The sequence below is a fragment of the Croceibacterium segetis genome (assembly GCF_011320115.1).
GTDB lineage: Bacteria > Pseudomonadota > Alphaproteobacteria > Sphingomonadales > Sphingomonadaceae > Croceibacterium_B > Croceibacterium_B segetis.
Window position 1 is genome coordinate 1 of sequence record NZ_JAANOZ010000004.1, and the last position, 18,893, is coordinate 18,893.

Here is an 18,893-nt window from a genome sequence, read left to right on the forward strand (position 1 = left end):
GCCGCCCCGGCGGCGGACGTGATCGTGGCCCGCGCGGCGGCGGCGCTGGCGGCGGACGTGACCGCGACCGCGGCCCACGCCGCGACCGCGACGATCGCCCCGCACGCGAAGAGGGCGGCCGCGAGCCGGACCACATGCCGGCGTTCCTCAAGGACGACTGAGGCTTCGGCCTGGCGTTAAAGAAAAGGCCGCGGGGAGAGATCTCCGCGGCCTTTTTCGCGGCGTCCCACAACCGGTCATAAGCACCGCATTAACCTTGAACGATTTGGAAACTGGGGATTTTAACTCCCGCTTTACGACGATCTTCTAACCTAACTTTGGTTAGCTAGGGGACGCGACCGTGTTCAAATTGTTCGCATTTCTGCGAGCGCTGCGTCATGACGTTCGAGGTAACACGCTGGCGATCTGCGCAGCCGCAATCATTCCGCTGACAGCAGTCATCGGCTCCGCGCTCGACCTGAGCGATGCCTACATGACCCGCCAGCGCCTGCAGAACGCCTGCGACGCGGGCGTTCTGGCGGCACGCCAATACATGCAGGGCACCGACTTCAACTCCGACGTCGAGGGCGAGGCGGACAAGTTCTTCGACTTCAACTTCCCCGCCGGCACCTCGAACGTCTCAAATCTCGATTTCACGATCGAACAGGATAGCCAGAAGAACACCCAGCTCAACGGTGCCGCCAGCGCGCGCGTGCCCACCTCGTTGATGCGGATCTTCAGCTTCCAGAACATCCCGATCAAGGTCAGCTGCGACGCGACGCGCGACATGGGACACAACGATATCATGCTGGTGCTCGATGTGACCGGCTCAATGGCCGATGCACCAAGCACCGGCGGCGCGAGCAAGATCTCGCGCCTGCGCGAGGGCGCGATGGGGCTCTACAAGGCGCTCGAGAGCGACGACGGCTCGATCACCCGCTACGGTATCGTGCCCTATTCGCACACGGTGAACATCGCCCGCTCGCTGATGAACAAGGACATCCTCGACGAACAGCCTTTCGTCGATTGGACCAAGTCGTGCAGTGGCCGGAGCTGCGCCTACACCACCAAGCTGAAGACCATCAAAGCCTACCAGTCGAGCTGGAACATCGGCAGCGGAGGTGGCGCCAGCGGGGGCAACCGCGAGAAGTTCCGCACTAGCGGCGACGGCTGCATCGAGGAGCGGCCGTCGGTCGGAGAGGCGTTCTCTTTGACCGCGCCGTTCAAGATCGCCGACACCGTGACCCAAGCCGATGTCGATACCCGCGCGGGCAACGCCGGTAACCAGCCGGAGCTGCAATTCGGCCGCTACGATCCGCCCAAGCACACGAACGAGGGCTCGGCCACGAGTGGCGGCGTCAAGTTCTACAACGTCGCCGGCAACTGGGTGCAGAGCGGCTGCCCGTCCGAAGCGACCACGCTGCAGGAATACGCCGACGAGGACGCATTCCAGACGGCGATCGACAAGGCCACCGCCAGGGTGACCGGCGGTACATATCACGACATCGGCATGTTGTGGGGGCTTCGGTTCGTCTCGCGGACCGGCTTCTTCGCCGACGACAATCCAACCGAGCGCGACGGCATTCCGGTCAACCAGCACATCGTCTTCATGACCGACGGGAAACTCGACACCGGCGATACGCTCTACTCGGCCTACGGCATCCAGCGTTACGAAGGCCGCGTCCAGGGCTCGGGTTCGCTCGACAACAAGCATATCGCCCGCTTCCAGGCCGCCTGCAGTCTCGCAAAATCGATGGGCATCACGGTGTGGGTCATCGCCCTCGACGTGACCGACATCGACGACATCAAGGACTGCGCGACGAGCGCCGATCACTTCTACACCAGCGACGGGTCGGACCTCGAAGAGGTGTTTGAGAAGATCGGCCAGGGTATCGGCAACCTTAGGCTGACGAAATGAGCGCCGCCACCTTCATTCGCAGCCTGGCAGGCGACCGGCGCGGGGTCACCGCGGTCGAGTTCGCGATCGTCGCGCTGCCGTTGTCGATGCTGCTGATGGGCGGATTCGACCTCGGCCACCAGGCTTATATCCGCAGCGTGATGCAGGGCGCCCTGACGGACGCGGCGCGGCGTGCGTCGGTGCAAGACCCGGAACTCGCCGCTAGTGGCTCGACCACCGAGGAGCAGGTTACCAACTCGATCAAGGACCAACTCGCTGCGATCACGCCGGGTGCCACGATCACCGTCACGGAAAGCAATTTCTATGACTTCAGCGGGATCGGCAATCCCGAGAAGCTGATGACCGACGTCAACGCCAACGGCGAATACGACGCGGCCGACAATGATTGTTTTTCCGACCTCAACGAGAACGGCAAGTACGACAGCGACACCGGACGCGATGGCATCGGCGGCGCCAACGACGTCGCCTTCTACAAGGCCGATATCGACATGCCGCGCCTGCTCCCCGTGGCGCGGCTAATGGGTTTCTCGCCCAACTACAGGATGAGCGTTGCCACCGCCGTGCGAAATCAGCCCCACGGCACGCAGAAGACGCCGCCCGTGGTATGCGGAAGCTGAGCCCGGTGTCGCGCTCGCTCCTCTCTTCCATCCGCGACGACAAGCGCGGGGTCGCGTTCGTCGAATTCGCGCTGGCCGCACCTCTCCTGCTGTTCCTGATTCTCGGCGGGCTCGAGGTGGTGAACTACGCCCTGGCGCAGCTCAAGGTGAACCAGATCGCGATGACCGTGGCCGACAATGCCGGGCGCGTGACTACCGGCATCGACGAGGCCAACATCTACGAGGTTTTCGCCGGCGCCGGAGTTATCGGGCAATCGATGGATTTCGAGAAGCACGGCCGGATCGTGCTCTCTTCGCTCCAGGACAACGAGCAGAAGGGCAACAAGCACGGCCAGATGATCAACTGGCAGCGCTGCTGGGGCGATCTGGCGACAGCGTCCTCCTACGGCACCGAAGGAACAGGCCGCAACGACAACGCGCTCGAAAACGGGATGGGCGCCGCCGGCAACCGGATTACCTCTATTCCCGGCACGGCGGTGATGTTCGTCGAAGTGAGCTACGAATATCAGCCGCTCATTTCGAACACGATCGTACCGGTTTCGCGGACCATACGCCGCGAAAGCGCCTTCAACGTGCGCGGACGCCAGAACAACGACATCAGCAACACCCAGGGTCTCGGGCTGCTCGCCTGCTAGCCCGTTTGCGACGGAGACGACCATGAGCAGTCTTTCGCAGTACCGGACGTCGCTCGCGATCTTCTCGCTCGGCCTGCTGTGGATGGTTTCCGAGGTCGTCGGCGATGGCGAAAAGCCGGCACCGCTCGACACAGCGACAAGGTCGATTGTCCACCGATTGAAATCGGCGGACGAAAAGAGCGGCGGGCAGTCCGACGGGGACTATGAACTTGCAGTCGCCACGAGCGGTGCCGGCAGCGGCGGGGCAACCGAATTCGCCGGCGCGCCCGGCGGCTCATTGGTGTCCCATCCCGCTTCGGCTGTCGGGACGACCCAGCCTGCGTCGCCCCAACCGGATGCGGTGGAAGAGCAGCCGCCTGGCCCCGACGTCGGCCTCATACACAAATAACCGCAAGCCATGAGAGATGGGGGCCGTCGGGAGCGGTCCCCGCAGCGCCCTTCGTTCAAACTCCACCAACCCATTGTTCATCGCCCGTTCGGCGCGCCGGGAGCACGGCTCGCCGACGGAGGCCCTAGGTGAGTGAGCGCAGCGTGAATTCGCCGGTGTTCTTCGACGCGTCTGGCAGGCGGCGACGCATTGTCGGACGCATATCAGTGACCGTTCTTGCCGCCGTGCTGCTCGCGGCGATCGCCTTCGCTGCGACGATCGTCGACGTCCCGCGCGCGACCCCGCTGACGTTCGAGCGCGAACGCCTGCAGCCGGTGCCGTTGCGCGCGCAGATCTCCGCCTTCCGCCACAAGCTTCCGCCCGTACACGCCGGAGGTCGCGGCCCCACCCAGACAATCGCTTTTTATGTGCCGTGGGATGCCGAGAGCGCCGACTCCTTGCGCCGGCATTTCGACATGATCGACGTGCTCGTGGCGGCCGACGGGCGCATCGATCCGCGCAAGGGTTCTCTGATCTTCGATCGCGATCGCCAGTTGCGCGCGATCCTCGCCTCGCGCCCCCACCGGCCCAAGGTCTGGCTGATGGTGCAGAACATCTCGGCCGAGAAATGGCAGGTTGCGCCGACTATCGCACTGTTCCGCAATCGCCCGGCGAGCGAACGTTTGATCGACCAGACGATCGCGCAAGCGCAGGCGAGCGGCTGGCAGGGGATAGTGTTCGATATAGAGAACCTGCCCGACAAGGCGCTGCCGGCGTATGTCCACTTCCTCGCGCTCGCGCACCTTCGCTTCGCCAGGGCAAGGTTAAAGCTTGCCGCGACCGTGCCCGCCGGCGACCCCGGCTGGCCTCTGCGTGCAATCGGGACGGTCACCGATCGCACGGTCCTTATGGCTTACGACGAGCATTGGCAGGGCGGCCAGCCCGGCCCAATCGCTTCGCAGGACTGGTTCGCCCGGCAGGTCGCCGCGGCAAGACAGGCGGTGCCGGCGAAGAAGCTCGTCGTAGCTCTCGGCAACTATGCCTACGATTACCACGACGGCACGGCCGACGCGCTGACGATTCCTGAGGCCTGGCTCTCGGCACACGACAGCGGAACGCTTCCGACCTGGGATTCGGCGAGCGGCACCAGCGGCTTCGCGTTCGATGACAACGGTCACGGTCACGCCGTGTGGATGCTCGACGCGGCGACAAGCTGGAACGAGCTGCGCCAATTGGGCGGCGTTGCCGGTGTCGCCGTGTGGCGCCTCGGCAGCGAGGATCCCGGGCTCTGGCGCGTGCTCGGCGCGCGCGGCGCGCGCGGTGCAGCCGCCCGCCCCGATCTCGCCCGCATCCCTGGCTCGCGCGGCACCGACGTCGAAGGCAGCGGCGAGATCCTGAGCATCGCCGGCACGCCGCAGCCCGGAAAACGTACGATTGCCTTTGACCGGGGCGGTTCAATCGTCGGCGAGCGATATCAGAGCGTGCCGACGCCGTTCGTCGTCACTCGCACAGGGGCCCGGGACAAGGAAATCGCACTGACCTTCGACGACGGGCCTGACGAAACCTGGACGCCGCAAATCCTCGCCGAGCTCGAGCGGCTGCACGCTCCGGCGACATTCTTCGTCATCGGCGAGGACTCCGTCGCGCACCCCGACGTGCTGCGGCGGATCGTCGCCGACGGAGACGAGATCGGCAACCACAGCTACACCCACCCGAACATGGCCGAGGAGCCGCCGCTCGGTGTCAAGCTCGAGATAAACGCCACCCAGCGCTTGATCGAGGCCTACACCGGGCGCTCGACCCGGCTGTTCCGCGCACCCTACTTCGGCGACGCCGAGCCGACCACAGCCGACGAGCTAGGCCCCGCCCTGATCGCTCAGCAGCGCGGCTACACGATCGTCGGCCTGCACGTGGACGCCGAGGACTGGCGGCGGCCGGGCGCGCCGGCAATCATCGCCAACGTAATGCGCGCTGTGTCCCACGCGACTCCCGACCGATCCGCCAACATCGTCCTGCTACACGACGGCGGCGGCAACCGGGCGCAAACAGTGGCTGCGCTGCCGCAGATCATCATCGGGCTGCGTCAAGCGGGCTATCGCATCGTTTCGTTGTCGCAGCTGATCGGCGTACCCCGCGACACCCTGATGCCGCTCGTCTCCGGCCCAGACCTGCTGTCCGTCCGGCTTGACGTCAGCGTGTTCCTGCTCCTTGCCTCGTTCGACTACGTGATCCGGTTGCTCTTTTTCGTCGCCATCGCGCTGGGCATCGCTCGCGCCGTGCTGCTCACCGCCCTGGCCGTCGCCAACCGCCACAAGGCTCCGCCCGAGCAGCCCGCGACTCCTTCGGTCACGGTGATCGTGCCCGCCTTCAACGAGGAGCGGGTGATCGTCGACTCGGTCTCGCGGGTGCTCGCCAGCGATTATGCGAACTTCCAGGTGATCGTCGCCGACGACGGCTCGAAAGATGCGACAAGCGCGCTGGTGGCCGAGCATTTCGGCAACGACCCGCGCGTCCTCCTGCTCACGCTCCAGAACGGCGGCAAGGCAGCGGCGATCAATCGCGCACTGGCCCACGCCACCGGCGAAGTGATCATCGCTCTCGACGCCGACACCCAGTTCCTGCCCGATGCCATCGCCAAGCTGGTCCGTTGGTTCGCCGACCCGCAGCTTGGCGCGGTTGCCGGCAACGCGCGGGTCGGCAACCGGATCAACCTCGTCACCAGATGGCAGGCGATCGAGTACGTCACCGCGCAGAACGTCGAGCGCCGCGCGCTCGACCGGCTCGGCGCGATCACCGTGGTGCCGGGCGCGATCGGCGCCTGGCGCCGCACAGCACTCGACGATGTCGGAGGCTATCCGGAAGACACTCTCGCGGAAGACCAGGATCTGACCATCGCCATCCAGCGGCGCGGGTGGAAGGTGACTTACGACATCGAGGCGATCGCGCTTACCGAAGCGCCCGAGACATTCGGCGCGCTGGCCCGCCAGCGCTTCCGCTGGTCGTTCGGCACGCTCCAATGCCTGTGGAAGCACCGGGCTGCACTGCGCGAAGGGCGGCCGGTGGGCCTCGCCCGCATCGGCATGCCGCAGGCCTGGCTGTTCCAGATCCTGTTCAGCGCGCTCTCGCCCCTGATCGACCTCGCGCTGGTGATCAGCTTCATCGGCACGATTATCCGGGTCCAGGAGCACGGCTGGGCGCAGACACAGAGCGACGTCCTGCGCATGCTCACCTACTGGCTAGTGTTCGTGGCCGTCGACGTGACCGCCGGCTGGATCGCCTACCGGATGGACCCGGCGCGCCAGCGCTTCCCCGCCCTGCGCCTCATCTCCCAGCGGTTCGTCTACCGCCAGCTGATGTACGGCATCGTCATCCGGGCCATGTCCGCCGCGCTGCGCGGAAGGCTGGTCGGCTGGGGCAAGCTCGAGCGCAGCGGCAGCGTCAGCTCGGCGACGGCGTGAAGCGGACCTGACGCAGCCGCGGAACAGTCAGATGCAGGTCGCGAGGCGGCGATCCCCCGCAACCCTTTTTGTCTGCGTCAATCCGCCGGTTGCCGTGGAAGCCGGCAATGCTATCATCGTTCGTGACGAGGCCGGGAGAGCTGGCCCGCGGGAGAGACATCGATGGCTTACAAGACCCACGTCGGCTCGCTGGAGTCCTACAACAAGGGGCTGATCGAACTCGACGACGACTTGCGCAAATACGCCTTCTCGAACGTGTTCGATGTCGCCGGCAAGGCCGCGCCGTTCGAGCGGGTAGCCGTGGTGCAGAACCTCGAATACGTCGCCGAGGTCATGCGCGTCGAAGGCGACTCGCCATGGTACGCGGCGCCGCACGACGAATTCGCCATCGTCATGGACGGCGAGGTGACCTTCAATTTCGTCAAGCTGGCGGACGACCAGGTTCCTTCGCACGGAGGCGGGGCCGCGCAACTCGGCGCCGAGCCCAACGGCCCGCGCATGGGCCGCGTCGTCGCGCGCCGCGGACACCAGGTGCTGCTGCCGAAGGGCTCGGCCTATCAGTTGTGCGCGAGCAGGCCCGCGGTCGCGCTCGTTCAGACTGCCGATGGGCCCGTTACCGTTAAACGCTGGAACGAAATTTGCACTCTGGGAGAAGCCCAATGACCGTCCTCGACGCCAAGATCGAAATGACCGGCACCGATCCCGAGACGGGCTACTCAAGCTTCAGGCTCGGCAGCTTCGAGTTCCGCCGCGACGAGTATTTCGCCCACGTCACCTGGCCCAAGGGCAGCCACATCATGGAGATCGACCGCTTCCTGCGGGCGATGGTGCGGGACATCGGCTGGGGCTTCTTCTACGGCTGGATTTTCTTCGACGACGTGTTCGGCACCACCAACCACTACGGCACCGTCGACATCTTCGCCGGCAGCTATGACCGCGGATGCAAGGAAGCGGGCATCGACCTCCTCGAAACCTTCAGCGCGGAGGCGGTGTCCGAGGCTTTTACGACGATCAGCCAGGACTGGATCAGCGAGGGCTACGATCCGCTCAACGCCCCGCTCGAAACCGGCACCCCGATCGGGCCGAAGGGCAAGGAGCGCACCGATCCGCTGCTTCGCGCCTTCATCGCCGCCGACCGCATGCTCGGCCTCGAAGGCGACAAGCCGGTTCGGCGCGAGGAAGACGGCTTCCCGATCAACCGTGCCTTCGCCGATCTCGACTACGACAAGCCCGAGATCGAATGCGAGCCGGGCTTCGAGGGCCAGCTCCACGCGATCAACCTGTTCGACCACATCGCCCGCTCCAACGTCACTTGGAACCCGTCGATCAGCGCGGTCACCGGCGGCAACATCTGCTGCGTCACCAGCGAGGAGCACATGCTCCCGGTGATCCACGGCAACGACCGCAACGAGTGGTTCATCCAGCTGACCGACGAGATCCACTGGAACATCGCCGACAAGAACACCGGCGCCCCGCGCGGCCGCGTGGTCATGCGCGCCGGCGACGTCTGCGCGATGCCCGCCGACATCCGCCACCAGGGCTTCGCCCCCAAGCGGGCGATGCTGATGGTGATGGAGAACGGCACCCCGGGGCTGGAGAAGCGATACGCCAGCGGGGAATTGCCGCCGTATCCGGTGGATTTTGGGTGAGGGCGCGCCGGTAGGGTTCATGGTCTGACATGCCCTACTTCATCCGCGTTCTGAGTCCTGAGGCACGCCCTGTGCCGGCCCGCGAACTTGCGTCTGCCGTGGAGCATCTGAATTGCCATCTGACGGGCGACGTGAGCTCGCCAGAGTGGGCTGAACTCGAAGTGACCGATAAATCAGGTCGAACTCTTTTCGCGATCGAGCGAAGCGAGGTCCGTGAAGGAAGCCTCGCGCGCGATGAATTGCTGGAGTTTGAGGAAGAGGTTTCCGAGAGCGAGCCGGTCTCCGCAGCGAATTGGCTTTGCAGTTACTTGCCGACGGTGCGGACAATCTACGCGTTTCAAATCCTGGATGCGATCTACTCCGGCAACGGCTGGGAAGTGCTGGGAGCGGTCAGGAACACGATCTGGGCAGAGGCTGGCGGTGTTATCCAAGCGGACGGCGAAGGCTTTTCCAACGAAGACGGCTATCACATCCTTTGGCAGTTCTCCGACGATGTCACCGGCGACTGGTGGATGGCTGTACTTGACGATGGTGATTGGGTCGCCTTCCAAATGGATCTGGGCAATCCAGCCCACCGGTCGGCTTTCAAGGCTGGACGTATTCCCGATGGGGTGCAACTCGCCTGAGGCCTTTCCACCAACCTCAATCGCAATTCAAAAGGCTTGCTGATGCCCCTTATCGAGGACACCCGCTTCTGCATCGACGGCTCATGGGTGGACCGCCCGGACGCTCCGCGCATCGCCGTTACCAACCCGGCCACCGAAGAAGTGATCGGCCACATCGCCGCCGGCTCGGCTACCGATGTCGATCTCGCCGTTTCGGCGGCGCGGCGGGCGTTTGAGTCCTATTCGAAGTGGCCGGTGGCCGAGCGGCTGTCGCTGCTGGAGCGGGTCAGGGGCCTGCTCGAAGAACGCACCGAGCAGTTCGCGCAAGCGATCACCGCCGAGATGGGCGCGCCGATCGGGTTTGCGCGGGCGGGGCAGGTCTATTTCGGGGTCGAGCACGTCCGCGTGGCGATCGAGGTGCTGAGCGAGTTCGCGTTCGAGGAAGAGGTCGACGGCATCCACGTGCGGCGCGAGGCCGTCGGCGTCGTCGGCGCGATCACGCCGTGGAACTGGCCGCTGTACCAGATCACCGCCAAGGTCGCCCCGGCGCTCGCCGCCGGTTGCACGGTGGTGCTGAAGCCGAGCGAGCTGTCGCCGTTCTCGGCACTGCTGTTCGCGCAAGTGATGCACGATGCCGGCGCGCCTCCCGGCGTGTTCAACCTCGTCAACGGCACCGGCGATGTCGTCGGTAACGCGCTGTCGGGCCATCCCGGCGTCGACATGGTCAGTTTCACCGGCTCGACCCGCGCGGGTGTTCTGGTGGCGCAGAACGCCGCGAAAACGGTCAAGCGCGTGGTGCAGGAACTCGGCGGCAAGTCGCCCAACGTGTTCCTGCCCGACGCCGATTTCGCCACCGCGGTGCCCAAAGGCGTGCTTGGCATGATGCGCAACTGCGGCCAGTCGTGCGCCTCGCCGACGCGGATGGTGGTGCCGGCTGCGCGCTTGGCCGAGGTGGAGGCGCTGGCCACCGAGGCGGCCGAGGGGATCGTCGTCGGCGATCCGCTCGACGAAGGTTCTTTCCTCGGCCCTCTCGCCAACGGCGCGCAGTTCGCCAAGGTGCAGGAGCTGATCCAGGTGGGCATCGACGAAGGCGCCAAGCTGCTCACCGGCGGCCCGGGGCGTCCGAACGGCCTCAACCGCGGCTATTTCGCCCGGCCGACCGTGTTCTCCGAAGTCACGCCCGAAATGCGCATCGCGCAGGAGGAGATCTTCGGCCCGGTCCTCGTCATCCAGCCCTATCAGGACGAAGCAGACGCGGTACGCATCGCCAACGCTACCGTTTACGGCCTCTCCAGCCACGTCCAATCCGCCGACCAGGAGGCCGCCCGACGCGTGGCCCGGCAAATCCGCGCGGGGCAGGTGCACATCAATTATCCTGCGTGGTCCGGCTACGCGCCGTTCGGCGGCTACAAGATGAGCGGCAACGGGCGCGAATACGGCAGGTTCGCGCTCGAGGAGTACCTCGAGGTGAAGGCGATCCTGGGATATTGAGGCCGCCGCATCGGCCATGAGCCGCAAGTCGTCCTTCGCCCCCGTCGTTGCACCCGGCACGCGCCTGCTCATTCTCGGCAGCCTGCCGGGCGAGCGCTCGCTGGCCGAGCGCCGCTACTACGCGCATCCGCGGAACCAATTCTGGCGGCTGGTCGGCTCGGCGATTGGGCGCGATCTCGAGGCGCTCGAGTACGAAGCGCGGCTTGAGGCACTGCTCGCGGCGGGGATCGGGCTGTGGGACACCGTCGCCTCGGCCACGCGCACAGGCAGCCTCGATGCGGCGATCCGCGAGGCGGAGCACAATCCGCTCGCCGAGTTGGTCGCCACCCTGCCCGAGTTGCGCGCGTTGGCGTTCAACGGGGCGACTTCGGCGAAGATCGGCATGACCGCGCTCGCCGGGAGCCATCTCGCTCTGCTGCCGCTGCCTTCGTCGAGCCCGGCTTACGCTTCCATGCCGTTCGCCGAGAAACGCCGGCTGTGGGCGGCGATAGGCGAATTCCTCAGGCCCCCTCTTGCCTCGCGCGCGGGCCAGCCCCAATGAAAGCGCCATGACCAAACGCACCTCCACCACCGGCAAAGCGGTGATCGCCGGCGCCATCGGTTCGGCCGCGGTGGCCGCCGCGCTGCTCTACGCCAGTCGGCGCAAGAAGAAGCACAAGCCGACCCAGCCCGGCCCGATCCCGTCCGGCGAGCCCCCAGAAACCGATTGAGGCAGACCGATTGATGGAACCCGTCCGCCATGTCGAAGGCCGCGCTTATCCGTTCGGCCGCCAGAACGTCGACACCGACGTGATCATCCCCGCGAGCTGGCTCAAGACGGTCACTCGCGAGGGGCTCGGGCGTGGAGCGTTCGAGACGGTCCGCAAGGAACCCGGCAACGTATTCGACGACCCGCGCTGGGCCGGCGCACCGATCATTATTGCCGGCGACAACTTCGGCTGCGGCTCGAGCCGCGAGCACGCCGCCTGGGCGCTGCTCGACATGGGCGTCAAGGCGGTGATCGCGCCGAGCTTCTCCGACATCTTCGCCGGCAACGCGTTCAAGAACGGCATCCTCACAGTGGCGCTGCCGCAGCCGGCGATCGACCGGCTGATGGAAGTGGCCGAAACCGATCCGATCAGCATCGACGTCGAGCATCAGGTCGTGACGACCCCGTTCCAGGATCGTTTCACCTTCGATATCGATCCCTTCCGCAAGCACTGCCTGGTCGAAGGGCTCGACGAGGTTGCGCTGACCCTGACCCGTGGGGCGCAGATCGAAGCCTACGAGGCGCGCCAGCGCGCCGAGCAGCCGTGGGTTGTGCGCGGAACCGGACTTGCCGCGTGACGGCGCTTGGCGCTAACGGCGCAACACACCACTCAAGGGGCCCAAGATGACCGATTTCAACGATCGTGAACGCGGAGAAGAAGCCAAGTTCGCCCACGATGAGGACATGGCCTTCCGCGTCGCCGCGCGGCGCAACCGGCTGCTCGGCCAATGGGCGGCGGAAAAGATGGGTCTGACGCCCGAAGAGACCGCGGCCTACGCCAGCGAAGTCGTCCAGGCGGAGTTCGAGGAAGCCGGCGACGAGGACGTGATCCGCAAGGTGCTTGGCGACCTGACAAGCGCCGGCTGCGAGATCGACGAAGCGGGGGTGCGCGCCGCGCTCGAGGACAAGAGCGTCGAGGCGCGCCGGCAGCTGATGGGCGGCGTCTGATGGCGATGCCGGCGGCCGAGATCGAGGCTTTGATCAAGGCCGCGTTGCCCGATGCCGAAGTCGAGATCGTCTCGCTGGTCGATGACGGCGACCATTACCGGGCGCACGTCGTCAGCGGCGCGTTCGCCGGGAAGAGCCGGGTGCAGCAACACAAGCTGGTCTATGACGCGCTCGGCGGGCGCATGGGGGGCGAGCTGCACGCCTTGCAACTGACCACCGCCCTCCCCAACTGACTTTTCACATCCTGTTCCAGTTCAAGGTCCTGATAATGTCCGACGCCAACCAGCGCATTTCGCAGATCGTCAACGAGCACGACATCGTGCTGTTCATGAAGGGCACGCCGCTCTTCCCGCAATGCGGCTTCTCGAGCAAGGCGGTGGCGATCCTCGAGCACTGCGGTGCCGACTTCGAGAGCGTCGACGTGCTCCAGGACATGGAAGTACGCCAAGGCATCAAGGCCTATTCCGATTGGCCGACAATCCCGCAGCTCTACGTAAAGGGCGAATTCGTCGGCGGCAGCGACATCATGATGGAGATGTACGAAGCCGGCGAACTGCAGCAGCTTCTTCAGGAGAAGGTCGGCAGCGCTTCGTGATCCGGAAGGGTCTTCGGGGAGGCGGGGCCACTGGAGACTAGGGGACCGGGGACTAGCCCCGCCTCTGTTCGAAGACAGCTCTACAAATGCACGAGCCGTGCCAGTTTCGTCCGGTCCAGCTTTTCCGCCCCACACGATGGTTGGCGAGTCATTAACGCCATCCGTTCATGTAAAGGATCCCGACAGTGGCGGCCCCGCTGGCGCGGGACGCGCTTCGACGGCGGACTGGTCGGGCGCAATATCGGGGTGAATGAGCTTGAGACAAAGGCCAAGCCGAGGAATTCGCTGAGGAACCTTTCAGCGATCCGCCGAATGGTCCACTTTAGAGCCGACTAACTTTCGACATATTGTTTCAACTCAAACACTTGCCGAAAAGGCGCCGGCAATCGGCGAGGCAAGCGTGCGGCTCAGATTTGAAACCGTTTTTCTGACGCTCGTGTGGATTGCGGTTCTCCTGCTGGTGGTGCTCTACCCTCATTTCATCGGCGAATAAGATTGGCGCGCCCGGCAGGACTCGAACCTGCAACTCCAAGCTTAGAAGGCTCGTGCTCTATCCAGTTGAACTACGGGCGCGTGGGCAGGCGCAATAGCGTGCTTTGCGCGCGCGGCAAATCGGGTTAGTCGTGCCTTGCATGACGGGGGACATCGCCAGGATCGACGGATCAACGGGCGGGGGGCGCACGTTCCGCTATTTTGACTTCATGATGGCGGCGTTCGTCACCATCCTGCTGCTGTCGAACGTGATTGGCGCCGGCAAGGTGGCGGTGGTCAACCTGCCGGGGATCGGCCCGTGGCCGTTCGGCGCCGGGGTGCTGTTCTTCCCAGTCAGCTACGTGCTCGGCGACGTGCTGACCGAAGTCTACGGTTATGCTCACGCCCGCAGGTGCATCTGGGCCGGTTTCGCGGCGATGCTGTTCTTGGCCTTCATGTCGTGGGTCGTGGTGGCGCTGCCGCCGGCGGCAGACTGGGGCAACCAGGCGGCCTATGAGGCAGTGTTCGGGCAAGTGCCGCGGATCGTGTTCGCCTCGATCGCCGCATTCTGGGCCGGCGAGTTCGTCAACAGCTTCGTGCTGGCGAAGATGAAGATCTGGACGCAGGGGCGGATGCTGTGGACCCGCACGATCGGCTCGACGGTGTTTGGTGAGGGCGTCGATTCCGCGCTGTTCTATCCGCTGGCGTTCCTCGGAGCGACCGGTTGGACCACCGAGCTGGTGATCACGGTGGCGCTGACTCAATGGGGCATCAAGACGCTGTGGGAAGCGGTACTGACCCCGGTAACTTATGGAATCGTCGGCTTTCTCAAGCGGCGCGAGGGGGTCGATGTGTTCGACACCGATACCGACTTCTCGCCGTTTCGCATCGGCGCGAAGGGCCGCTGACGGACTCAGTCCGCCAGCAGGCCGATCGCAAGGTAAACAACAACGAGGCTGCCAAAGCCGAACACCGTGCCGAGCACGAAGAGCAGGCGCCAGACCAGCGGATCGCCGCCGAAGCGGTTGGCCAGGCCGGCGCACACGCCCATCACCTTGCCATTAACCGTGTCGAGGTGGAACGCCGCGGGCGAAGTGCCTGGGTTCCGGTCTTGCAGCGCGCTCATGCGTACATCGCCTGGACGGCGTGGGCGGACGGCGGTGAGAAGCTCGCGACGACCATGAAGGTGCTCATGCTCAGCGCGGCGACGACCGCGAAAAGGCGCTGCGAAAAAGTCGAAGTGGCAGTCATTTCAATTCCCCTATGCTTCGTTCCAGCGGCCCTTCCGCCGGATGAACATAAGATTGCATGAGCCGTGCCAGTTTCGAGAAATGGCGGATTTCTGCCGTTTTGGCCCTTGATCTGGAAATGGTTGGAGTTCTTCATCGCGCCAATTTGGGATTTTTCACCACTAATCGGCAAACTCGCTTTTCCCGTGGCGCGTCGGGGCGCCCTGCCCTAACTCCGCATCATCCATGGCGCTCGACCGCATCACTCTCGGCCACTTCCGCAACCACGCCGCGAGCCGCCTCGACGGCGCGAGCCACCTCAACTTGCTGATCGGCGAGAACGGCGCGGGCAAGACCAACGTGCTCGAAGCGCTTTCGCTGCTCGCCCCGGGACGGGGGCTACGGCGCGCTCCCTTGAACGAAATGGCGAGTAGCCGCGGGCCGGGCACCTTCGCGGTCAGCGCGACACTCGACTGCGAAGACGGCCGTGACCCGGTCACTCTCGGTACCGGCACGCAGGCCGACCGCCCTCGCCGGCGCATCGTCCAGGTCAACGGCGCCGAGACCAGCGCCGTGGCTCTCGGCGAATGGTTGGCGGTGACCTGGCTGACCCCGGCGATGGACGGGCTATTCGGCGACAGCGCGGGCGCGCGGCGCCGTTACCTGGACCGGCTGGCGCTGGCGCTCGACTCCGCGCACGCGCGTCATGCCTCGCGCTACGAGGGCGCCCTGCGCGAGCGCAATCGGTTGCTGGCGGAGGATGCCGAGCCCGACCCGCTGTGGCTCGATTCGATCGAGGCGCAACTGGCCGAGGCGGGCGCAGCATTGGCGGCGGGACGCGCCATGCTGGTCGAGCGGCTATCGGCCGAGCTCGCCTCGCTACCCGAAGCGCCGTTCGCGCGTCCGGCGTTGGCGCTGGCGGCTTCGGGTCCGCGAGGCGCTGCGGAACTGGCCGACGATCTCTTGCGACACCGCCGACGCGACCGCACCGCCCAGCGCACCCTCACCGGCCCGCATCGCGATGATTTGGAGGTAACGATGGCCGGCACGGGCATGCCAGCGGCGAGCTGCTCGACCGGCGAGCAGAAAGCGCTGCTGATCGCGATCACCCTCGCCCACGCCGGCCTCGCTGCCGCCGATCGCCCCGGCGTGCTGCTGCTCGACGAAGTCGCCGCGCACCTCGATCCCGTCCGCCGCGAAGCGTTGTTCGAGCGCCTCAGCGCCGGCAAGGCGCAAGCCTGGCTCACCGGAACCGAGCGCGCGCCGTTCGCGGGCCTGCTCGGTGAGGCCGCCACCTGGCGCGTCAGTGGCGGCCAGGTGGAACGGCTCTCTTAGCTCACCACTTGAAACGCGCGGTCACGCCGTATGTCCGCGGATCGTTGGGGTAGCCCGAAACGGCCTTGGGCTGCGCCACCGAGTCGAAAATCGTCTCGATGTTGCGGTCGTCGAGCAGGTTGCGGGCCCAGACTTCGACCGAGAAGCCGTTGTCCATCTCGTAACCGAGCGAGGCCGTGACGTCGTTGAGCTCGCGCCGGAACGGTGCCGCCGCAGCGAGCGCTGGGGCCGAATCGGCGATGGAGCCATCGGGGTTGCGCACGGCAAAGGCCGAGAGGCCTTCGACCAGCTGGGTATCCGACTGGTAGAGATAGGAAACCCGTGGAACGATCGCGCCGTTGCCGACCCGCTGTTCGTATTCGGCGCCGAGCAAAATTGTCCATCTGGGAATGCCCGCCGGCCGGCGGCCGCTGAGGTCGCCGACCGACGAGGCGACAAAGCTGTCGTACTTGGGATCGAGATAGGTCACCCCGAAGTTGAGCGAGAGGCCTTGCACCGGCTTTACCAGGCTCTCGAACTCGACGCCGCGCGTACTTTCCTTACCGGCGTTGAGCAGCGCGAAGCCCACTCCATTGAAGATGTTCGACTGGAAGCCTTTGATCTCCTCATCGAACACCGCCAGGTTGGCCGACAGCCAGCCGAGGTTGGCCTTGATGCCGCCTTCGATCACCCGCGCGTTTTCGGGTCCGGCGAAGCGGCTGCCGTAAGTGAGGTTATTGACCGCGAGTCCCTGCGCGATCAGCGCCGCCCGGTCTGCGAATGTCGGCCGGCTGTCGCGCGAGAGGTTGATCGAGCTCGCCTTGAAGCCGGTGGCGTAGCTGACGTAGATGTTGAACTGGTCGTTCAAATCGTAAGCCAGCCGCGCCGTGTAGGTAAACTTGCTGTCGTGGGTCTTGCCCGGCTCGACCGCGTTGGGCACGTTCTGGAACGGCGGCAGGAATTGCAGCGCGCGCAAGGCGTTCAGAGGATTCGCTGCCGGATTGTTGGCGTTGGCGTTGGCATAGGCCAGTGACCCCGCCTGAATTTGGCCGAACGCCACCGGATTGGCTCCCGCGAACGCGCCGATTTCGGCCGCCGTCGCCGAACGGCCGAGACCCAGCGCAGTGCCGACGGTCTGTGCCAACGCGCCCTGGAACAGCAATGCCTGCCGGAACGGCGCGTATTGCGGCGCGTCGAAGTTGATGTTCGAGAACACGTCGGTCGAAACGACGTCGGTGCGGAAGCGCTTGTGATCGTCGGTCCAGTTGCCGCCGAGTGTCAGCGTCAGGCGATCGGTCAGGTCGATGTCGAATTGGCCGAACAGCGAGCCCGCTTCGCTGCGCAGGCGGTAGTTCTCGTGGAAACCTTGCCCCTGGGCGAAGAACCGGCCGATGTACTTTGCCGGGTTGCCTTCGAGCGCGCCGAAGGTCGCTTCGAGCGTCGGCACGCTGAGCGCCCCGCCCGTCGCACCCTGGACCAGCAGATTGGCGTATGGCCGGAACTGCGTGCCGTAAGTCAGCACGCCGGCCTGACTGATTTTCTCGTTGATGTAGAATCCGCCGAGCAGGACATCGACCCGGTCGGCGACCCGCGCGGTCAGCCGCAATTCCTGGGTGAAGGTGTTTATGTGGGTGTTCTGGTAGAACGGATAGACCAGGTCCGCGCTGGTGAAGTCCGGATCCTGATTGGTGATCGAGCGAGTCTTGCGATAGGCGGTGATCGAGGTCAGCTTGGCGTTCCCGAGATCCCAATCGACTTGGCCCGATCCACCGTAATTCTTGACCTCGTTCGTCGAATCGAAATTGTTGTAGACGACGTTCTTGAACTTGTCGGCGGGGGCATTGACCATGCCCCCGAGCGCCAACAGCGCCGCGGTCGCCGAGCTGCTCTGCAGGTTGACCACCGCGCAGCAGTTCTCGTCGATGCTGCTGTAGTCGCCGATCAACCGCACGGTGACATCGCTGCCAGGGTCGAACAGCACTTGGCCGCGCATGAACCAGCGATCGCGGTCGTTGGTGCGGTGACCGGTGGCGGCGTCCTTGAAGAACCCGTCGCGGATGTTGACTCCCGCCGCCAGGCTGACGGCGGTGCTCTTGCTCACCGGTCCGGTTACGTAAGCCTTGCTGACCATCGCGTCGTAATTGCCGAACGTAATCTCGCCTGAGCCGCCGAACTCGAACGACGGGCTCTTGGTGGTGATGGAGATCACGCCGGCTGAAGCGTTCTTGCCGAACAGGGTCGACTGCGGCCCGCGCAGCACCTCGATGCGCTGCACGTCGGGCAGGTCCATGATCTGCGACGCGGTGCGCGAGCGGTAGACGTTGTCGACGAACACGCCGACCGACGGTTCGATGCCCGGGTTGTTGGCGCCATTGCCGAAGCCGCGGATGAAGAAGTTCGTCTGCGCACTGCTTTGCCGCTGGCCGACGCTGAGCGAGGGGACCACCGTCTGCAGGTCCCTGAGATCGCGGATCTGCCCGCGTTCGATGGTATCGGCGGTGGTCACGGTGACCGCGACCGGCACGTCCTGCAGGGTCTTCTCGCGCTTGGTTGCGGTGACGAGAATCTCGTTACCGCTGGTGCTGTCCTGGCTGGTCGCGGCGGCATTCGCTTGCGCATCCGTTCCGGCGGGCGGCGGATTCTCCTGCGCCCATGCCGTCGACGGAAGGGCGAGCGCGGTTCCAGCAGCACCGCACAACAGCAGCCCGCGCGCAAATGCTGCGCGGCCAAAGTTACCGTAGATCATCGCTCTCTCCCTCATCCCCAGCGTAGCCGTTTTTGGCGGCCGCCCAGACCGTTACCGACGTGCTTCTGACAAGTGCTGGTAATCCTCGTGCGTGACCGACTCAATCGCCCTTTCGATAGGATC

20 protein-coding genes and 1 tRNA gene are annotated in these 18,893 nt (G+C 65.3%); 17 read left to right on the forward strand and 4 right to left on the reverse strand.

Going from position 1 to position 18,893, the window contains the following annotated elements:
- Nucleotides 1-340 precede the first annotated feature (340 nt).
- From G7B69_RS05460 to grxD, 15 genes are all read left to right on the forward strand, one after another.
- Nucleotides 341-1,897: a TadE/TadG family type IV pilus assembly protein gene (locus tag G7B69_RS05460; protein WP_166176940.1), complete on the forward strand. Its 1,557-nt coding sequence runs from the start codon at nucleotides 341-343 to the stop codon at nucleotides 1,895-1,897.
- Entirely contained in the window at nucleotides 1,894-2,514 is a 621-nt protein-coding gene (locus tag G7B69_RS05465) for a TadE/TadG family type IV pilus assembly protein (RefSeq protein ID WP_166176942.1), read from the forward strand. The genes G7B69_RS05460 and G7B69_RS05465 overlap by 4 nt, the downstream gene beginning before the upstream one ends.
- The gene (locus tag G7B69_RS05470; RefSeq protein WP_166176944.1) at nucleotides 2,502-3,149 is read left to right on the forward strand and encodes a TadE/TadG family type IV pilus assembly protein; all 648 of its coding nucleotides are present in this window, start codon (nucleotides 2,502-2,504) and stop codon (nucleotides 3,147-3,149) included. Before G7B69_RS05465 ends, G7B69_RS05470 begins: the two co-directional genes overlap by 13 nt.
- 22 nt (nucleotides 3,150-3,171) lie before the next feature.
- Nucleotides 3,172-3,537 carry a hypothetical protein gene (locus tag G7B69_RS05475; protein ID WP_166176946.1) on the forward strand — a complete coding sequence of 122 codons (366 nt, stop codon included), beginning with the start codon at nucleotides 3,172-3,174 and terminating at the stop codon, nucleotides 3,535-3,537.
- A 143-nt stretch (nucleotides 3,538-3,680) separates the two neighbouring features.
- Entirely contained in the window at nucleotides 3,681-6,974 is a 3,294-nt protein-coding gene (locus G7B69_RS05480) for a glycosyltransferase (RefSeq protein WP_166177543.1), read from the forward strand.
- A 162-nt stretch (nucleotides 6,975-7,136) separates the two neighbouring features.
- Nucleotides 7,137-7,637 (forward strand): cupin domain-containing protein, encoded by a 501-nt coding sequence (locus tag G7B69_RS05485; protein WP_166176948.1) that lies wholly within the window; start codon nucleotides 7,137-7,139, stop codon nucleotides 7,635-7,637.
- Nucleotides 7,634-8,623: a hydroxyquinol 1,2-dioxygenase gene (locus tag G7B69_RS05490; protein WP_166176950.1), complete on the forward strand. Its 990-nt coding sequence runs from the start codon at nucleotides 7,634-7,636 to the stop codon at nucleotides 8,621-8,623. Before G7B69_RS05485 ends, G7B69_RS05490 begins: the two co-directional genes overlap by 4 nt.
- A gap of 29 nt (nucleotides 8,624-8,652) precedes the next feature.
- Nucleotides 8,653-9,249 carry a hypothetical protein gene (locus G7B69_RS05495; protein WP_166176952.1) on the forward strand — a complete coding sequence of 199 codons (597 nt, stop codon included), beginning with the start codon at nucleotides 8,653-8,655 and terminating at the stop codon, nucleotides 9,247-9,249.
- Nucleotides 9,250-9,291: 42 nt separating this feature from the next.
- Complete coding sequence (locus tag G7B69_RS05500) at nucleotides 9,292-10,719, forward strand: aldehyde dehydrogenase family protein (protein ID WP_166176954.1); 1,428 nt, start codon at nucleotides 9,292-9,294, stop codon at nucleotides 10,717-10,719.
- A gap of 16 nt (nucleotides 10,720-10,735) precedes the next feature.
- A complete protein-coding gene (locus G7B69_RS05505; protein WP_166176956.1) occupies nucleotides 10,736-11,260 on the forward strand; it encodes a DNA-deoxyinosine glycosylase in 525 nt (174 codons plus the stop codon).
- Between the two features lie 7 nt (nucleotides 11,261-11,267).
- A complete protein-coding gene (locus G7B69_RS05510; protein WP_166176958.1) occupies nucleotides 11,268-11,429 on the forward strand; it encodes an LPXTG cell wall anchor domain-containing protein in 162 nt (53 codons plus the stop codon).
- A gap of 13 nt (nucleotides 11,430-11,442) precedes the next feature.
- Nucleotides 11,443-12,045: a 3-isopropylmalate dehydratase small subunit gene (gene leuD, locus G7B69_RS05515; protein ID WP_166176960.1), complete on the forward strand. Its 603-nt coding sequence runs from the start codon at nucleotides 11,443-11,445 to the stop codon at nucleotides 12,043-12,045.
- Between the two features lie 46 nt (nucleotides 12,046-12,091).
- Nucleotides 12,092-12,415 carry a DUF1476 domain-containing protein gene (locus G7B69_RS05520; RefSeq protein ID WP_166176962.1) on the forward strand — a complete coding sequence of 108 codons (324 nt, stop codon included), beginning with the start codon at nucleotides 12,092-12,094 and terminating at the stop codon, nucleotides 12,413-12,415.
- Complete coding sequence (locus tag G7B69_RS05525; RefSeq protein ID WP_166176964.1) at nucleotides 12,415-12,648, forward strand: BolA family protein; 234 nt, start codon at nucleotides 12,415-12,417, stop codon at nucleotides 12,646-12,648. Before G7B69_RS05520 ends, G7B69_RS05525 begins: the two co-directional genes overlap by 1 nt.
- A gap of 35 nt (nucleotides 12,649-12,683) precedes the next feature.
- Nucleotides 12,684-13,010, forward strand: a complete 327-nt coding sequence (gene grxD / locus G7B69_RS05530) for a Grx4 family monothiol glutaredoxin (RefSeq protein WP_166176966.1) — start codon at nucleotides 12,684-12,686, stop codon at nucleotides 13,008-13,010.
- 496 nt (nucleotides 13,011-13,506) lie between these two features.
- Here grxD and G7B69_RS05535 read toward each other — a convergent pair.
- Nucleotides 13,507-13,583: transfer RNA gene (locus G7B69_RS05535), tRNA-Arg, on the reverse strand.
- A 59-nt stretch (nucleotides 13,584-13,642) separates the two neighbouring features.
- Between G7B69_RS05535 and G7B69_RS05540 the strand changes: the two genes are divergently transcribed.
- Nucleotides 13,643-14,389 (forward strand): queuosine precursor transporter, encoded by a 747-nt coding sequence (locus G7B69_RS05540; RefSeq protein WP_166176968.1) that lies wholly within the window; start codon nucleotides 13,643-13,645, stop codon nucleotides 14,387-14,389.
- Nucleotides 14,390-14,394: 5 nt separating this feature from the next.
- Here the strand turns inward: G7B69_RS05540 and G7B69_RS05545 are convergent, their stop codons facing one another.
- Together G7B69_RS05545 and G7B69_RS16920 are read right to left on the reverse strand one after the other, a co-directional pair.
- On the reverse strand, nucleotides 14,395-14,607 hold the full coding sequence (locus G7B69_RS05545) for a PspC domain-containing protein (RefSeq protein ID WP_166176970.1): 213 nt from the start codon (nucleotides 14,605-14,607) through the stop codon (nucleotides 14,395-14,397).
- On the reverse strand, nucleotides 14,604-14,732 hold the full coding sequence (locus tag G7B69_RS16920) for a hypothetical protein (protein WP_279323142.1): 129 nt from the start codon (nucleotides 14,730-14,732) through the stop codon (nucleotides 14,604-14,606). The genes G7B69_RS05545 and G7B69_RS16920 overlap by 4 nt, the downstream gene beginning before the upstream one ends.
- 224 nt (nucleotides 14,733-14,956) lie before the next feature.
- On the opposite strand from G7B69_RS16920, the gene recF reads away from it, so the two are divergent.
- A complete protein-coding gene (gene recF / locus G7B69_RS05550) occupies nucleotides 14,957-16,045 on the forward strand; it encodes a DNA replication/repair protein RecF (RefSeq protein WP_166176972.1) in 1,089 nt (362 codons plus the stop codon).
- Nucleotide 16,046: 1 nt separating this feature from the next.
- Here the strand turns inward: recF and G7B69_RS05555 are convergent, their stop codons facing one another.
- Nucleotides 16,047-18,770, reverse strand: a complete 2,724-nt coding sequence (locus G7B69_RS05555) for a TonB-dependent receptor (protein ID WP_166176974.1) — start codon at nucleotides 18,768-18,770, stop codon at nucleotides 16,047-16,049.
- Nucleotides 18,771-18,893: the final 123 nt, after the last annotated feature.

What these genes read in the sequence shown, in the direction of transcription:
- G7B69_RS05465 (WP_166176942.1), top strand. Translation starts at nt 1,894, where the DNA reads ATGAGCGCCGCCACCTTCATTCGCAGCCTGGCAGGCGACCGGCGCGGG.
- G7B69_RS05470 (WP_166176944.1), top strand. Translation starts at nt 2,502, where the DNA reads ATGCGGAAGCTGAGCCCGGTGTCGCGCTCGCTCCTCTCTTCCATCCGC.
- G7B69_RS05475 (WP_166176946.1), top strand. Translation starts at nt 3,172, where the DNA reads ATGAGCAGTCTTTCGCAGTACCGGACGTCGCTCGCGATCTTCTCGCTC.
- G7B69_RS05485 (WP_166176948.1), top strand. Translation starts at nt 7,137, where the DNA reads ATGGCTTACAAGACCCACGTCGGCTCGCTGGAGTCCTACAACAAGGGG.
- G7B69_RS05490 (WP_166176950.1), top strand. Translation starts at nt 7,634, where the DNA reads ATGACCGTCCTCGACGCCAAGATCGAAATGACCGGCACCGATCCCGAG.
- G7B69_RS05495 (WP_166176952.1), top strand. Translation starts at nt 8,653, where the DNA reads ATGCCCTACTTCATCCGCGTTCTGAGTCCTGAGGCACGCCCTGTGCCG.
- G7B69_RS05500 (WP_166176954.1), top strand. Translation starts at nt 9,292, where the DNA reads ATGCCCCTTATCGAGGACACCCGCTTCTGCATCGACGGCTCATGGGTG.
- G7B69_RS05505 (WP_166176956.1), top strand. Translation starts at nt 10,736, where the DNA reads ATGAGCCGCAAGTCGTCCTTCGCCCCCGTCGTTGCACCCGGCACGCGC.
- G7B69_RS05510 (WP_166176958.1), top strand. Translation starts at nt 11,268, where the DNA reads ATGACCAAACGCACCTCCACCACCGGCAAAGCGGTGATCGCCGGCGCC.
- leuD (WP_166176960.1), top strand. Translation starts at nt 11,443, where the DNA reads ATGGAACCCGTCCGCCATGTCGAAGGCCGCGCTTATCCGTTCGGCCGC.
- G7B69_RS05520 (WP_166176962.1), top strand. Translation starts at nt 12,092, where the DNA reads ATGACCGATTTCAACGATCGTGAACGCGGAGAAGAAGCCAAGTTCGCC.
- G7B69_RS05525 (WP_166176964.1), top strand. Translation starts at nt 12,415, where the DNA reads ATGGCGATGCCGGCGGCCGAGATCGAGGCTTTGATCAAGGCCGCGTTG.
- grxD (WP_166176966.1), top strand. Translation starts at nt 12,684, where the DNA reads ATGTCCGACGCCAACCAGCGCATTTCGCAGATCGTCAACGAGCACGAC.
- G7B69_RS05540 (WP_166176968.1), top strand. Translation starts at nt 13,643, where the DNA reads ATGACGGGGGACATCGCCAGGATCGACGGATCAACGGGCGGGGGGCGC.
- G7B69_RS05545 (WP_166176970.1), bottom strand. Translation starts at nt 14,607, where the DNA reads ATGAGCGCGCTGCAAGACCGGAACCCAGGCACTTCGCCCGCGGCGTTC.
- G7B69_RS16920 (WP_279323142.1), bottom strand. Translation starts at nt 14,732, where the DNA reads ATGACTGCCACTTCGACTTTTTCGCAGCGCCTTTTCGCGGTCGTCGCC.
- recF (WP_166176972.1), top strand. Translation starts at nt 14,957, where the DNA reads ATGGCGCTCGACCGCATCACTCTCGGCCACTTCCGCAACCACGCCGCG.
- G7B69_RS05555 (WP_166176974.1), bottom strand. Translation starts at nt 18,770, where the DNA reads ATGATCTACGGTAACTTTGGCCGCGCAGCATTTGCGCGCGGGCTGCTG.